Genomic DNA, 14,458 nt, shown 5'->3' with positions numbered 1-14,458 from the left:
CTTCATCGCCTGTGCGGCCCCACTGGATCCGCAGTCTCCGGCCCACCGGGTGATCTCCAGGGGCTGACTCGAGATCGGGCCCAACTTCGGTCCATCGGCTCCCGGTTGCACCCGCCGAGGTGACGTTGCTCGATCAGCGGGGACGGTGTTACGGTCTGAATGAGCCCCGTATGGGCCTACGCATGGAGGTAGCGGCTACTCAGCCATTACAGAGATCGGCACGGTCCGTCTCTCGCAGCTTGTCAATCTCTTTCCTGGGATTGCTGCGCCCATCTTCACTGCGTAGGCATGCGGGGTATTTCTGTGTCGATTTCCGGTTACGTGGCATGACGTGGCCCTCCTTCGCGATCAATCGACACGGAAAGGCAGTGCATGAGCAAGGAACAGGCCGAGACCTGGGAAGAGCAGGCCGAGACCTGGGCGGGCTTCGACGTCAATGAGTTCCAGCGTCAGGTCATCGCCGAGTTTCGGGCGAACAACGGGAAGATGAGCGGCATGTTCGAGGGCTGGACGCTGGCCGTGCTGACGACCGTCGGAGCCAAGAGCGGCCTGCGCCGGGAGAGCGTCCTGGGGTATCTCGAATTCGACGGAAAAGGCATCGTCGTCGCGTCCGCATATGGCGCCGACAAACACCCGGCGTGGCACCACAACATCCGCAAGAACCCGATCGTGACGGTCGAGACGGGCACCGACACCTATCAGGCGATCGCCGCCATCCCGCCGGGCCAGGAGCGTGACAAGCTCTTCGACCGCGTGATCATCGAGGCACCCGGGTACGCCGACCACCAGGCCAAGACAACCCGGGAGATCCCGGTCGTCGTACTGCACCGGATCGGCCCCAAGGCCGGCGAGGAGCGGGTCAAAGGCATGGGCGACTGGATCGTCGAGGTGCACGACTGGCTGCGCAAGGAGCTCGAGACGCTCCGCGCCCAGGCGGACCAGGTGATCGAGGGCGGCGCGGACACGATCGAGCGGACGCCGCCGGACCTCGCCCAGCAGATGCGCACCCACTGCCTCAACTTCTGCGGGGCGCTGAAGAAGCACCACGGCGGCGAGGACATGGCCATGTTCCCGATGCTGGCCAAGCAGTTCCCCGCACTCGCTCCGGCGCTGGCGCAGCTCGGCGAGGAGCACAAGGTGGTGGCGCGGCTGCAGGACGACATCCAGCAGCTCGTCGACAGCTTCGTACCCGGTGAAACCGACCCCGTACAGCTGCGCGCCGACCTGGAGCGGCTGGCGAACCAGCTGGAGTCCCACTTCAGGTACGAGGAGGAGACGATCGTGACGGCGCTCAACGCCACGGCCCCGGCTCCCAACTTCGGCTGATCATCCACCAGCGCCCCCTCCGGGCCGACCTTCCCGGCCCGGTGGTGTCGGCTGCGCGCCGGGCCGCGGCAAGAGCATGCCGCGGCCCGGAGATCCCGGTTCCAGTCGCCCTCGATAGCAGGCGTTGAGCTGTCTCCTCAAGCGGGGGTTGCCCAACCGTGAAGAGGGGGCAGAAGCCGTAGATCTAGATCCCAACCAGGACAGGGCCTAGTTGGTGCAGGTGTCGAGCATGGAGGCCAGGGCTGTCTTCTCACTGTCGGTGGTGGTGAGTTTGAAGACGGACTTCACGTGGGTGTAGTCCTCGGCGTAGGTGCACCAGAAGGCGTGGTTGGTCGGCTTCCAGTCGGCCGGGCCGCTGTCGCTCTTGGAGCTGTTGGAGGACTCGGAGGCGATGACGAGCTGGGGGTCTTTGAGGTCGTTGCCGAAGGCTTTGCGCTGGTCGGCGGTCCAGGTGTCGGCACCGGAGCGCCAGGCTTCGGCGAGGGGGACCATGTGGTCGATGGTGGCCTGGGCGACGTTGGTGACGGTGGTGTCGTCGTAGACGGAGTACCACTTTCCGCTTGTCGGCTGGCACTTGCTGGGCCCGTCGACGACGTCTTTACCGTCGCGGGCAAGGACGTCCTGGCGGGTGGTACAGCCGTCGGGCTGCTTGGCCCATATGTCGAACTTGTCGCGGGCGTAGCCGTCCATGGAGTGCGGGGCGGCGACGGTGAGGGCGGCGAGTTCGGCACGGGCGGTCGACTGGCTGGGCGGGGCGGGCGGTTCGGCGAGCGCGGGAGCGGCGGTGAGGCCGACGAAGGCGAGAGCGGTGGCGGGGCCGAGGACGGCACGGCGCATGAAGGTCTCCAGAAGTGTGGGGGGTTGGAGAGACACTCCAGCAAACCGCGGACCCCGACCCGAGCGCTACGCGCGTTGACTGAACATGACAACACCATTCCCCACTCATTACCTACGCGTTGGACGATCGCACAGCCCACCGCACGCCTGAAGACAGTCCCTATCCCTGGCTGAGGGTGCGGCATACCCACGGGGAGTTTGCGCCGCACGCTCGGCGGATCCCCTCCTGGCCTGTCACGCGGCCTGTCCGGTCGCGGCCAGTACCAGTTCGCGGACGGTGATCCGCTGTGGTTGCTCGTAGACCCAACGGATCGCCTCCGCGATCTCATCGGCCGTCGGCAGTTCCACGGCATCCTTGAACGCCTGGTAATCGGCCTTGGCGGCCTCGTCGGTGGTGTGCGACAGCAGGTCCGTACGGACCGCTCCCGGGGCGATGGTCACCACCCGCACTCCGTGCGCGGCGACCTCCTCGCGCAGGCTCTCCGAGATCGTGTGCACCGCGGCTTTGGTGCCGCTGTAGACGGTGTGCTTCGGGTAGCTCTTGAGACCTGCCACCGAGCCAATGTTGATCACCGTGCCCTTTCCGCGGTCGACCATGCCGGGCAGTACCGCGGCGATGCCGTTGAGCAGGCCGCGCACGTTCACGTCCACCATCTGGTCCCATTCCTGGGCCGGTTGGGCGGCGACCTCGCCGAGCAGCATCGTCCCGGCGTTGTTCACGATCGCGTCGGCGGGTCCGAAGGCAGCCTCAGCCTCGGCGACCGCGGCCGCCACCGCGGAGCGGTCGGTGACGTCCACCGCCCGCGCCAGCGCGCGGGGCAGGCCCAGGCCGGTGAGCCGGTCGAGGCGACGGCCGAGCAGCAGGAGCGGGTGACCGCGGTCGGCGAAGGCGCGTGCGGTGGCCGCGCCGATGCCCGAACCGGCGCCGGTGATGACGATGAGCGGCTGTGCCATGGTGTGCTCCATTCCTCATGACTTCTGGATACTGCCTCCGGGCGGGACCTCCGGAGGTGACGTCATCAACCCTGCTCGTGCGACGACTTCCGAACAATGCCGAACCCCGCAACGATCGATAACCTGAGGGTTATGGAAAGCCGTGAGATCGAGATCTTCCTGACCCTCGCCGAGGAACTGCACTTCGCGCGCACCGCCGAGCGGCTGCTCGTCTCGCAGGCCCGGGTCAGCCAGACCATCAAGAAGCTGGAGCGGCGGTTCGGCACCGCGCTGTTCGAGCGGACCAGCCGGCGGGTCGCCCTCACCCCGGTAGGCCGTCGCCTCCGGGACGACATCGGCCCGGCGTTCGTACGTATCCAGGAAGGCATCGCGCGTGCGACCGAGGCCGGCCGGGGTACTGCCGGGCCGCTGCGTGTGGGCTTCTCCGGGGCGCTCCAGGGTGACTTGGTGCTCTCCGTCCAGGCCGCCTTGCGCGCCGGCAACCCCGAGTGCGAGGTCCGACTCCTTGAGGTCCCCGAAGGGGATCCGTATGGGCCCCTCCGGTCCGGCGAGGCCGATCTGGCGATCGTCCGATTCCCCGTCAGCGAAACGGACTTGACGGCCGGGCCGGTGCTGATATCCGACGCCGTGATGCTCGCCGTTCCCGCCCGCCACCGGCTGGCCCGCCGCGACGCGGTCGGCGAAGGCGACCTCGCCGGCGAGAGCGTGCTGCCGGCCGGCTCGCTCCAGGAGACGCTGGCCCGGGTCGGCGCCGGCCATGGCGTCCATCCCGTCCCGAGCCAGACAGCGGTGTACCAGACCCGTCCGACGATCGCCTTTGTCCGCTATCCGGACGCGCCACCCGCCGAGTTCGGTGCGGTATGGCGGACAGTGGCGGACAACGCCCGCATCCGCGCCTTCGTCGCCGCCGCCGCTGCCCTGGTGCGTACGGAAGGCGGCCCCGCACAGATCTGCGGAGCCTGCCGGGCCGACGCCATCAGCCCCGCGCCTCGGTGAGCGCGTGGCGGATCGTCCGCGTCCACGGACGCGCACACTGAACGAGTGCATCGTCCGCTGATCGAAGAAGACGGGCAGCCGGGGCGGCAGGCCCGTCACCCACGACACCGACCTCTATCGCGACCGCGACCGCAACACCGTCGAGCGGGCCATCAAACGAACGCGGTCAGCGCCGTTCCGGAGACACCAATAGCCGCACCTACGAGTCCTGCAGCCGCCTGATCCATTCTGGCGACCCTAGGGCAGCCCCCTGGTGCGCGGGGCGGGAAACCGAACTCCAGGGCCACGTAGCGGCATACCGCCTGCGCCCGTCCGTTCATCGGCGCCGAGCTGCACTGAGTCGTTCCCTCACGCCTCGCGCCACACCTCCAGCCCCGGACCCCCGAGCCACCCTCAGGCGGCCGCAGCGCACTACCTCCCAGCGGGTGGCTCTTCTGGCGGCGCGGGGGTCAGCCCACTTGGAAGAGATGAGTCGATCAGGGCCGTGCAGCGGCCGAGGGCGTCAATGTCGCGGCAGGCCGCACCGGATCCCCTTCCCTACTTCATTCGCATTCCGTATCATGGAAGTTAAATTCCATAGAATGATACTCTGGCGCCACTCCATGGGCCGCCGGCGCTGATCCCTACACGCAGCCGGACGGCGACCCAGGATGTCGAAGGCACCTGCTTCAGAAGCCAGTTGTGTGGAGGTCCGTGTGAGTGAAGAACGCGTCGCCCTTGTCACCGGTTCGTCTTCCGGGATCGGTGCTGCCGTGGCCCGTCGTATGGCGGATGCCGGACTGCGTGTGGTCGTCAACTCGGCCTCATCCGTCGAAACCGGAGAGGCACTTGCGGCCACGCTGCCTGACGCGGTCTACGTCCAGGGCGACATCTCCAACCCGGTCGACGCCCAGCGACTCGTCGACACGGCGATCGACCAGTTCGGCCGACTCGACATCCTGGTCAACAACGCCGGCCGGACCCGCTTCATTCCGCTCAGCGATCTGGACGCCGCCAACGGCGCGGTCTGGCGGGACATCTTCGACGTCAACGTCATCGGCACCTGGCAGGTGACCACCGCCGCCGTCCCGCATCTGAAGGCCACCGGGGCCGGCTCGATCGTCAACATATCCTCGGTCTCCGGCAGCCGAGCCATGGGCAGTTCGATCCCCTACGCCGTCAGCAAGGCCGCCGTCGACCATATGACGCGGCTCCTCGCCGCCACCCTCGGCCCCGACATCAGGGTCAATGCGGTGGCGCCCGGTCTCGTGGACACCCCTTGGTACGACGAGGCCCCAGAGGCGTGGGAGGGCTCGAGGGACTGGATCACCGCCCACACCCCTCAGCGCCGGGTCGGCACACCCGATGATGTCGCCGAGGCGGTCTACGCGGTGGCTCACGCCGCGTACACCACGGGCGAGGTGCTGATGGTGGACGGCGGACGGCACCTCGTGTGATCCGTCCCCTCACCACATCACCCAGCCCGGCCCAGCCCGGCCCAGCCCAGCCCAGCCCAGCCCAGCCCAGCCACCAGGAACCGCTTCATGACGATGCAAACCCCGACTACCGCCCACGCCCCCGCACCCCCCGCACCATGCAAACCCCCTTACGCGGCCCTCCTCGTCGTCACCTACCTCCTCTTCACCGTCATGCTCGGCGGCACCCTCCCCACCCCCCTGTACAGGCTCTACGCCCAACGCCTGGGCCTCTCCCCGCTCCTGGTGGCTCTGGTCTTCGCCGCCTACGCCCTCGGCATCCTCATACCTCTGCTCCTCGCCGGCGGCCTCTCCGACCAGGTCGGCCGCCGCAAGGTACTCGTCCCCGCCGTCGCGATCGGCCTGCTCAGCTGCGTCGTCTTCGCGGCCTTCCCCACCCTCCCCGGCCTGCTGACCGGCCGCATCCTCTCCGGCATCTCCGTCGGCCTCACCACCGGAGCGGCCACCGCCTACCTCGGCGAACTGCACCCCCGCCCGGCCCGCGCCGCTCTCATCGCCGCCGTCACCAACATGGCCGGCCTCGGCGTCGGCCCTCTGCTCTCCGGCCTGCTCGTGGCCCATGTCCCCCACCCCCTGGTCACCCCGTACGCCGCGCTGGCCGCGCTCCTCCTGCCCGGCGCCCTCATCCTCGCCCTCCCCGAGACCGTACGCACCGGGGGGACGGAGCCTGCCCGCCTCCGTCCCCAACGCCTGTCCATCCCCGTCGCCGCCCGCCCCACCTTCACGGCAGCCGCCGTTGCCGTCTTCGGCTCCTTCGCCGTACTGGGCCTGCTGGCCGCCCTCGCGGGCAAGTTCCTGGCCGAGGGGCTGCACAACACCAGTCCCGTCATGGCCGGAACGGTTGTTTTCTGCGCCTTCGGCTCGGCCGGCCTGGCCCAACTCGCAGCCGTCCGCCTGACACCACGCGCCGGTGCCCTCTGCGGCATGGTGGTCGTCCCGCTCGGTCTGGCCGCTATCGTCGCCGCCCTGCCCGCCGCCTCCCTCCTCCTCTTCCTCCTCGGTGCGGCGGTGGCCGGCGCCGGCGGCGGGGTGGCCTTCCGCTCCGGGCTCGCCATGGTGGTGGGCCAAGCCCCACCGGGCCGCGCCGGCGAACTGGTCTCCAGCTACTTCGTCGCCGCCTACCTCGGCCTGGCCGTTCCCGCCATCGGCGTCGGCCTCCTCGTCACGGCCACCACCCTCAACACCGCGGCCATCATCTTCGCCACCGCTATCACCGTCCTCGCCGCAACCAGCATCGCTGTGACAACGACGACCGGGGCCAGGGACGCAAACCAAGCACGAACAACCGGCCGCGACTAAGAACTCCCAACACAATGATCCCGGAAGCCGGCAGCCTCGCTGCTGCGGGGGAACATGGCCTGCTCGTACTCGGTGAGCGCGGCCTCGATGTCGTCTGGGTGCGCGGCGAGGGCCCTGCCGAGTTCGGCGCCGTCGAGCATGGCCAGGTTGGCGCCTTCGCCGTTCGGGGCCGCGAGGTGGGCGGCGTCGCCGACCAGAGTCACCCCTGGTACCCGGTCCCACCGGTGCCCGGTCGGCAGAGCGTAGAGGGGGCGCAGGACCGGCGCGATGTCGCCGTCTGTGATCAGCGCGGTGAGCTCCGGCGCCCAGCCGTCGCACTCCTGCGCGACCCTCGCGGTGGCCACGGCGGCATCGGTGAAATCGATGGCGGCGAACCAGTCCTGCGGCTCGGACAGCCCCACGTAGGCGTGCAGGGTGTCGTCCCTTTCCCGGTGAGCGAAGATCTCCCTGCCCGGCGTGGGCGCGATCATCGACCCGCCGCCGACCGCTTTCGCGGCGGCGGGGTGCTGGGTGTCGGCGTCGAACAGGTAGGTCTCGACGACCGACTTGCCGACGTACTCGGGTGTGGCGGTGGAGAGCAGCGGCCGGACCCGTGACCACGCGCCGTCCGCGCCGACCAGCAGGCTCGTGACGATGGTGCCGCCACCTACGAACGTCACCTCGTGGTGGCCCTCGCCGAGGGCACGGGTGCTGCTGACCTTGCGCCCCCACCGGACGGTGTCGACGGGCAGTGAGTCGAGCAGGATCTGTCGCAGCTCGCCGCGTTGCACCTCGGGGCGTCCACCCGTGCCGTCGTCGGCCTTGTCGAACAGGACGGTCCCGTCCGGGTCGAGGACCCGCATTGCCTGGCGGCCCTCCAGGATGAGGCCGCGGAACTCGTCCATCAAGTCGGCTTCCTCTAGGGCGAGTTGCCCGTTGTAGTCGTGGATGTCGAGCATCCCGCCCTGCGAACGCGCAGCCGGGGAGGGCTCCGCCTCGTAGACCGTGGCCGGTATTCCGTGGATGTGCAGGACGCGGGCGAGCGTGAGGCCGCCGAGCCCGGCGCCGATGATCGTGACGTCAGTGGTCATGGGGGCTTCCTTCCTGATCGTGGACCGCTGGGCGGACACCCGGCAGGTCACACCTGGAGCGCCGTTCCAGTAAGCCGGGACGATGCGATGCTGGTGGCTGGTGCCGTTGAGCCGGCGCCAGCCAGCTCCAATGTCCCGGCAGCCATCGACAGCACACCGACAGCTCACCGGCAGGCCACCGTCCACCGCCGACAACCCGCCGACACCAGCCCCGGTCCCGGCCCCGGCCCCGGTTGGACCAATGGAACAGTCAGTATCGGTGAGATCGACCATGGTTGACCTGCCGTGACCAGTTACTCGCGCCGTTCCTCCTGCGCCGTATCAAGAGCGATCCCGGACTGCTCGCGGGCGGACTGCTCGTGCAATACCGCCAGGCCCGCGTACGCAGGAAGCAATCCCGCGCGGAGGTGCTGTTCACTGTGTGGCCGACGGCAGTTGTTGTCGCGGTCCTCATCGCGGCAGTGATTGCCGCCCGCTTGATTCATCTGCCACATCCCTCCATGGCCGCCGCAGCTGTCACCGCCCTTGCGACGCTGCCGGCCACGTATGCGACCCGCCCGATCGTCAAGCGGATCATCAAGAGGGACGACCAGGGCTGATGGATGGACCCGGACTTCGATGAATTCCTGCACGTTCAGGCCCGGCTCTCGGTCGTCGCACTGCCGGCTCCGGCCGACTGGGGGGAATTCGGCTTCGTACGGGACACCGTCGGCACCAGCGACTCAGCCCTGTCCAAACGGGTCGCCGCGTTAGCGGACACCGGCTACGTGGAAGTGCGCAAAAACGCGGAACCGCACGGGACACCACACCCACCTCCGGCTCACCGCACACGGGCGGCAGGCATTTCAACGGCATGCCTCGACCCTGGAAACGATCGTGGCGGCGGCACGCGAGCCACAGGCGTGAGCAACCGAGGCTTGCGCGTTGGGGTGACGATCAGGGCGGGAGGAGGCCAGACCGGTCCCGGATCTGAATCCGTCGAGGCGCCCTCCCTGCGAACACCGTGCCGGGCGAGGCACGGCAGGTGGCTTGCCACTTCCCCGATGCATCCTGAAGCGGCCTGAGCACAGTTGTGCCCGGCCCCCGGAGAAGGGAACCGGGCACAACCGCCCGCGTCAGGCCAAGACTGACTGGTGATGCGCGCGGTTTCGCCGTACCCGTCGGCGCTCAGCACCTCGATCCGGGCACCCGCCGCATCGTCGGTGAAAGACTCGCCGGCCCAATACGGGGCATCACCCAGCAGGCGGCAGTCCGAGGTGGCCCTGCGGATCCTGCACGGGTCGTTCGACGCGGCAGGGCCCGGCAAGCACGCCGCGTTCGCGGTCGTCCCCGTGGCCGGGCAGCCTCGTACCGAACAAGCCCTGTCGCTGCGACTGGGCGTCCACAACCCCGCCGAACCTGCCGACGGCCCGCCCCGCGACGGCAGGCCGGTGCACGGAACCAGCACCAGCCACAGCCCCTACTACTCGCCGACCGGGGGCTGACGGGCAAGGAACTCGGCGAACGCCGCCGACTGCTCCATGTTGCGTGCGCAGCGGTCGAATTCGTCATGGTCAGCACCACTCCCACCCGACGGGGACGGCGCCCCGCTCCCGAAGCCGTCCCAACCCTCCAAGAAGGAGCTGTGAGCTAGATCACAGTTGAGGTTGACCTTGGGTCAGGGTGAATGCTCGCCGCAGCGGCACGACGCCGACCCGGCACAGCAGATTTGAAGGAGCACACCACCATGCCCATCACCCTTTCCGACCAGGACAAGAGCACCCTGCGGACCGCCGCGTACGGCGCCCTGTCGCTGATGGCCGCCGCCTCCGGCTCGCCCCGCAAGGCCGCCACGAACGCCTCCATCGCCCTGACGTCGGCGACCGGCCTGGTCGGGCACGTGCTCGCCGCGAAGGCCAAGGACATCGAACCGAAGGGCAAGACCGTCGCCGAACTCGCCGACCGGGTACTGCCGGCCCTGACCGCAGCCATGAAGCTGCTCGGCAAGCACGCCCCGGCAGAAGCCGACAACTTCCGCAGCACCATCCTCCTCGCCATCGAAGCCGCCCAGGTCCACCCGGACAAGCCCAGCACCACCACGGCCGAGATGGCCCGCAAGATCACCGCCGCCCTCGGCGCCGCCGGGGCGGCCACCGCGGACAGCGGGGCCGCGCCGACGGCTGCTACCGGGCAGGATCGCCCGGAGCTACAGAAGGCCATCGAGGAGATCATCGATTCCGGTTTCACCGGGGTGTCGCTGCGCGTGCACGACGAGCGGGGCGAGTGGGGCGGCAGCGCCGGGGCGGCCGAGCTGGGCGGGACCGCGAAGCCGCCGACCAACGGGCACGTCCGGATCGGCAGCAACACCAAGACCTTCACCGCGACCCTGGTGCTGCAACTGGTGGCCGAGGGCACGATCGGGCTGGACACCCCGGCGGCGGAGTACCTGCCCGAGTTCGGGCTGGACGAGCGGATCACCGTGCGGATGCTGCTGCAGCACACCAGCGGGGTGTTCAACTTCACCGGCGAGGTCTACGACGACGGGACGATGGTGCTGGGAATCCCCATGCCCTACGGCCCCGCGGGCAAGGAGTGGATGAACAACCGGTTCAAGACCTACCGGCCGCAGGAACTGGTGGAGTTGGCGCTGTCCAAGCCGGCGCGGTTCGAGCCGGGGACAGGTTGGAGCTATTCCAACACCAACTACGTGCTGGCCAGGCTGCTGATCGAGAGGGTCACCGGCCGCTCGGTCGCCGAGGAGACGCAGAAGCGGATCCTGGGGCCGCTCGGCCTGACGGGCACCGTGGTGCCGGACGCCTCACCGGAGATCCCCGAGCCGCACGCCCACGCGTACTACCGGTATGAGGACGCCGGCAAGCGGAAGACGGTCGACATCACCCGCCAGAACCCCTCCTGGATCTCCGCCGGCGGTGACATGATCTCGACCATCCAGGACCTTCAGACGTTCATCTCCGCGCTGATGGGCGGCAAGCTCCTGCCGGCCCCGCTGCTGGAAGAGATGTGCACCCCGCACCCGACGGGCATCCCGAACATGGACTACGGCCTGGGAGTGTTCGTGGTGAGCACGGACGGCGGCGGCACCGTCATCTCCCACAACGGAGCCGCCGTGGGCCACGCGGCGCTGATGTACAGCACACCCGACGGCAGCAAGACCCTGACCGCCGCGCTCAACTGCGTGGACGACGCCGACCTGTCCATCGCAGCAGCATTCCAGAACGCCCAGCAAAGGCTCCTCAACGAGGTGTTCGGCGGTGTGCAGGCCGATCCGGCTCGGCCGACGGACTGAGCACCCGTGACCGTACGTATCGAGGGCCAACCCCCTCCGGTCGTACATCAGGCAGAACGCGACCCAGGGCCACGCTGAGCTCAACGAGCCCGGCGTGGCCCGTCCACCTGCTCGGCTGCGGTGTGCGCAGTCGCCGAGCTCGAGCACAAGGCAGACTGAGCAAATGAGGAACGGACTCACGATCGGGCAGGCGGCGCAGTTCGTCGGCGTCACGGTGAAGACGGTGCGGCACTACCACAAGCTCGGCCTGGTCGAGGAGCCGGAACGCGACAGCTCCGGCTACCGGCGGTACGGATCGGCCGAGCTGCTGCGGCTGGTGCAGGTCCGGACGCTGGCCGCCGCCGGGGTGCCGCTGGCCGAGACCGGTCCCCTGCTCGGTGCCGACGCCGCGCTGTTCGCCGCCACGCTCGCCGACGTCGAGCGGCAGCTCACCGAACGGATCGAGGAGTTGACCGCGCGGCGTGACACGCTGCAGCGGCTCGCCGATGGCGACCGGGCCCTGCTGCCCGACCGGGCCTGCGCGGTCTTGGACCGACTCGCCGATCTCGGCTTCAGCCCCGAGTACGTGGCCACTCAACGGGAGGCTCTGGTGCTGGCCCGGGCGCTGGTTCCGGAGGTCTTCGACAGTTTCCTGACCCGGCTCGAACACGGACTTGACGATCCCGAGCTCGTCGAGCTGACCAAGCGCGGTCTGGATGCGAGGTCCTGGGATCCCGACGACCCGCGGATCGAGGAGCTGGCGTCCGAGCTGGCCGACAATTTGCTGGCCGACCGCGCGCGGCTGGCGATGCCGACCGGGTCTCAGAACCAATCCGACGCCGCCGCCCGGTACGGACTGGTCAACCACCATCGGGAAGACCAGGAGCCGTCCATCGCCCGGTTGAACGCGCTGGTTGAGGCGAACCTGCGCGCAGCCGGCATCGACATCCCGCATCAGTGACGGCCGCCCAGCAGGCCCGATGTCGCGGCGAGACGCCCGCCCCAACCCGCCGCGTCCGGACCGGAACCTGCCCGTCGGACGCACCCGCCCGCCACGGGCACCCAGGCTCCTGTTCTTGCAGGCGTAAATCGGTGCCCTGGCAGGCGCAGTACCGCGATCATGGAGCGGATACTGACACGCAATCCAGAAGGAATCACTCGCCATGCCTGTGCCTGCCGACCCGACGGTCCTCCATCCGATGCCCGCGCAGCCGCGGGTGGTGCTGCTCAGGCCGCTGGTGAAGTCCCCGCTGATCGAGGTCGGGGAGTACTCCTACTACGACGACCCCGATGATGCGACGGCGTTCGAGACGCGCAACGTGCTCTACCACTACGGGCCGGAGAAGCTGGTCATCGGCAAGTTCTGCGCGCTGGGCACGGGAGTGCGGTTCATCATGAACGGCGCCAACCACCGCATGGACGGCCCGTCGACGTTCCCCTTCCCCACCATGGGCGGCTCGTGGTCCGAACACTTCGACCTGCTCACCGGCCTGCCGAACCGAGGGGACACCATCGTCGGCAACGATGTCTGGTTCGGCCACAGCACGACGATCATGCCCGGCGTACGGATCGGACACGGCGCGATCATCGGCTCCGGCGCCGTGGTCACCACAGACGTGCCCGACTACGGGATCGTCGGCGGCAACCCTGCCCGCCTCATCCGCACCCGCTACAGCGACCAGGACATCACCCGGCTGCTGGCGGTGGCCTGGTGGGACTGGCCCGCGGAGCACATCACCGACCACGTGCGGACAATCATGTCGGGCAGCATCGCCGATCTCGAAGCCGCTGCCCCGGACACCCCTGAGGTATAGGAGAGGCACGGGAGTTCCCGTGCGGGTGCATCGGCACGTACATCGGCGCCCACGCCGCGCGCGCCCTCGCCGAATCGCAGGACCGGCCCCTCATGCAGCTGTCGCCGACGTTCGTGGCCTGGGACGGCTACGACCAGGACGTCGCGGCACAGTTGCGGCAACTGCCGGGCGCCGACGCCTACCGGGCGAAGTTCGCGCCGTGGCTCGCCGACTGCGGAGTGTCCACCACCGACGTGGACGCCTTCTCCGGCCCTCCCGCGGGAACTCGGCGACATCCCGCCCAACATCGAGATGCACTCCTGGGTCCCGCAGCGGGCGATCCTGGAGCAGGCGAACGCCTTCGTCACCCACACCGGTATGGGCTGCTTCGGCGAAGGACTGCTGGCAGGCGTCCCGATGATCGCCGTGCCGGTGTCGATGCGGCGGGCCACGCGCAGTTCCACGAGCCGGTCGGCGTTCATGAACTGTTCGGCGGCCTGCTCGGCACGGTTACGTGCCGATGCACGGGCCGAGGGCGGCACCTCGCGCGCCGCCGACCTCGTCGCGAACATGCTGGCCTAAGCCTTCCCGGCGCCGCCGGGGTGGTGAGGCGGTGCCCTGCGTCGCCACCCCGCCTGTTCTCACTCACCCTCATCGTCTGCGGCTTGTGCCGAGGCCCTTTTCCCTCTCAGGGGCGGCGTGGCGCCATCTACTCCCAGCTGAAGTCCTGCTCGTCGTCCGAGGTCGCGGCGATGATCGAGGGGCTGCCGCGGCACTGCACCGACGCCGGGATCGAGTCGCACTCCGTCGACACGCACGGCGCGTCCGTGGTCAGGTTCGCCTTCACCGAGCCGCTGAACTTCCGGCTGCTGCCCCGGCTGAAGAACATCGGCAGCATCCGGCTGTACCGCCCGGACGATGACCCACCCGACCCGCTGGGAGATCCACGGCGGGCTGCAGGTGGTGGAGAACCGGAACTCGGCGAACACCATGCTGCGCTACGGCAAGGACGGTGCCCTGACCGGCCCGGACGGGAGCACGCCGAGACCTCCATACGTGGCCCCTGATGTCTCCAGCATAGCGTTCACCTCCAATTCATTGCAACGAACGGGTGGAGATTGTTGCATTAAGCTCAAGACCATTGCAATGAATTCACGGCTCTCACCTGCATTAATGGTGATTACGCGCAACGAGTACGTTGTCGAACTCATGAACGCAACGTAGCGTTTCCATCATCAGAAACAGCGCACCGAAGGAGCGCACGATGCGGAAGCAGGAGAGCACGATGCAGAAGTTCCCCACCCCCACCCCGATCTCGGCCGTCCTCGACATCCCCGCGGGACACATCCGGTTCATCGCCGCCGACCGGGCCGACACCACGGTCGAGGTCCTGCCCGCCGACGCCTCCAAGAGCCGCGACGTCAAGACGGCGGAGCAGACCGA

General features: G+C 68.8%; 14 protein-coding genes and 3 pseudogenes. 14 read left to right on the top strand and 3 right to left on the bottom strand.

Going from position 1 to position 14,458, the window contains the following annotated elements; genetic code table 11:
* The first annotated feature begins 372 nt into the window (after positions 1-372).
* A complete protein-coding gene (locus ACZ4S3_RS37665; RefSeq protein ID WP_467943019.1) occupies positions 373-1,326 on the top strand; it encodes a nitroreductase/quinone reductase family protein in 954 nt (317 codons plus the stop codon).
* Between the two features lie 207 nt (positions 1,327-1,533).
* Here ACZ4S3_RS37665 and ACZ4S3_RS37660 read toward each other — a convergent pair whose 3' ends face one another.
* Positions 1,534-2,163 carry a GmrSD restriction endonuclease domain-containing protein gene (locus tag ACZ4S3_RS37660; protein ID WP_467943017.1) on the bottom strand — a complete coding sequence of 210 codons (630 nt, stop codon included), beginning with the start codon at positions 2,161-2,163 and terminating at the stop codon, positions 1,534-1,536.
* A gap of 234 nt (positions 2,164-2,397) precedes the next feature.
* Entirely contained in the window at positions 2,398-3,117 is a 720-nt protein-coding gene (locus ACZ4S3_RS37655; protein ID WP_467943015.1) for an SDR family oxidoreductase, read from the bottom strand.
* Between the two features lie 132 nt (positions 3,118-3,249).
* Between ACZ4S3_RS37655 and ACZ4S3_RS37650 the strand changes: the two genes are divergently transcribed.
* The 3 genes from ACZ4S3_RS37650 to ACZ4S3_RS37640 all read left to right on the top strand — a co-directional run bounded on the left by ACZ4S3_RS37650 (position 3,250) and on the right by ACZ4S3_RS37640 (position 6,887).
* A complete protein-coding gene (locus tag ACZ4S3_RS37650; protein ID WP_467943013.1) occupies positions 3,250-4,113 on the top strand; it encodes a LysR family transcriptional regulator in 864 nt (287 codons plus the stop codon).
* A 695-nt stretch (positions 4,114-4,808) separates the two neighbouring features.
* A complete protein-coding gene (locus ACZ4S3_RS37645) occupies positions 4,809-5,549 on the top strand; it encodes an SDR family NAD(P)-dependent oxidoreductase (protein WP_467943011.1) in 741 nt (246 codons plus the stop codon).
* Between the two features lie 87 nt (positions 5,550-5,636).
* Complete coding sequence (locus ACZ4S3_RS37640) at positions 5,637-6,887, top strand: MFS transporter (RefSeq protein WP_467943009.1); 1,251 nt, start codon at positions 5,637-5,639, stop codon at positions 6,885-6,887.
* On the opposite strand, the gene ACZ4S3_RS37635 is transcribed toward ACZ4S3_RS37640, so the two are convergent.
* Entirely contained in the window at positions 6,884-7,957 is a 1,074-nt protein-coding gene (locus tag ACZ4S3_RS37635; protein WP_467943007.1) for an FAD-dependent oxidoreductase, read from the bottom strand. The two genes, ACZ4S3_RS37640 and ACZ4S3_RS37635, sit on opposite strands and share 4 nt — an antisense overlap.
* Positions 7,958-8,232: 275 nt before the next feature.
* Between ACZ4S3_RS37635 and ACZ4S3_RS37630 the strand changes: the two genes are divergently transcribed.
* From ACZ4S3_RS37630 to ACZ4S3_RS37585, 10 genes and pseudogenes are all read left to right on the top strand, one after another.
* Positions 8,233-8,556, top strand: coding sequence for a hypothetical protein (locus tag ACZ4S3_RS37630; RefSeq protein WP_467943006.1), 324 nt, complete (start codon positions 8,233-8,235; stop codon positions 8,554-8,556).
* A gap of 3 nt (positions 8,557-8,559) precedes the next feature.
* Positions 8,560-9,021, top strand: coding sequence for a transcriptional regulator (locus ACZ4S3_RS37625; RefSeq protein WP_467943004.1), 462 nt, complete (start codon positions 8,560-8,562; stop codon positions 9,019-9,021).
* 192 nt (positions 9,022-9,213) lie between these two features.
* Complete coding sequence (locus ACZ4S3_RS37620; RefSeq protein ID WP_467943002.1) at positions 9,214-9,441, top strand: hypothetical protein; 228 nt, start codon at positions 9,214-9,216, stop codon at positions 9,439-9,441.
* 602 nt (positions 9,442-10,043) lie between these two features.
* Positions 10,044-11,243, top strand: coding sequence for a serine hydrolase domain-containing protein (locus ACZ4S3_RS37615; protein ID WP_467943122.1), 1,200 nt, complete (start codon positions 10,044-10,046; stop codon positions 11,241-11,243).
* A 163-nt stretch (positions 11,244-11,406) separates the two neighbouring features.
* Complete coding sequence (locus tag ACZ4S3_RS37610) at positions 11,407-12,183, top strand: MerR family transcriptional regulator (protein ID WP_467943000.1); 777 nt, start codon at positions 11,407-11,409, stop codon at positions 12,181-12,183.
* A gap of 202 nt (positions 12,184-12,385) precedes the next feature.
* Positions 12,386-13,036: a CatB-related O-acetyltransferase gene (locus tag ACZ4S3_RS37605; RefSeq protein WP_467942998.1), complete on the top strand. Its 651-nt coding sequence runs from the start codon at positions 12,386-12,388 to the stop codon at positions 13,034-13,036.
* A 41-nt stretch (positions 13,037-13,077) separates the two neighbouring features.
* Positions 13,078-13,597, top strand: a pseudogene (locus tag ACZ4S3_RS37600) (nucleotide disphospho-sugar-binding domain-containing protein); the annotation flags it as partial.
* 125 nt (positions 13,598-13,722) lie between these two features.
* Positions 13,723-13,929: pseudogene (locus ACZ4S3_RS37595) on the top strand (Tn3 family transposase); the annotation flags it as partial.
* Positions 13,930-13,933: 4 nt separating this feature from the next.
* Positions 13,934-14,239 carry a hypothetical protein gene (locus ACZ4S3_RS37590; protein WP_467943130.1) on the top strand — a complete coding sequence of 102 codons (306 nt, stop codon included), beginning with the start codon at positions 13,934-13,936 and terminating at the stop codon, positions 14,237-14,239.
* Positions 14,240-14,300: 61 nt separating this feature from the next.
* A pseudogene (locus ACZ4S3_RS37585) lies at positions 14,301-14,458 on the top strand (DUF4097 family beta strand repeat-containing protein); the annotation flags it as partial.

It is taken from the genome of Streptomyces sp. NPDC028368 (genome assembly GCF_055565615.1).
Note: the sequence above shows the minus strand (reverse complement) of the source record. Positions and strands in the feature narration are given on the sequence as shown.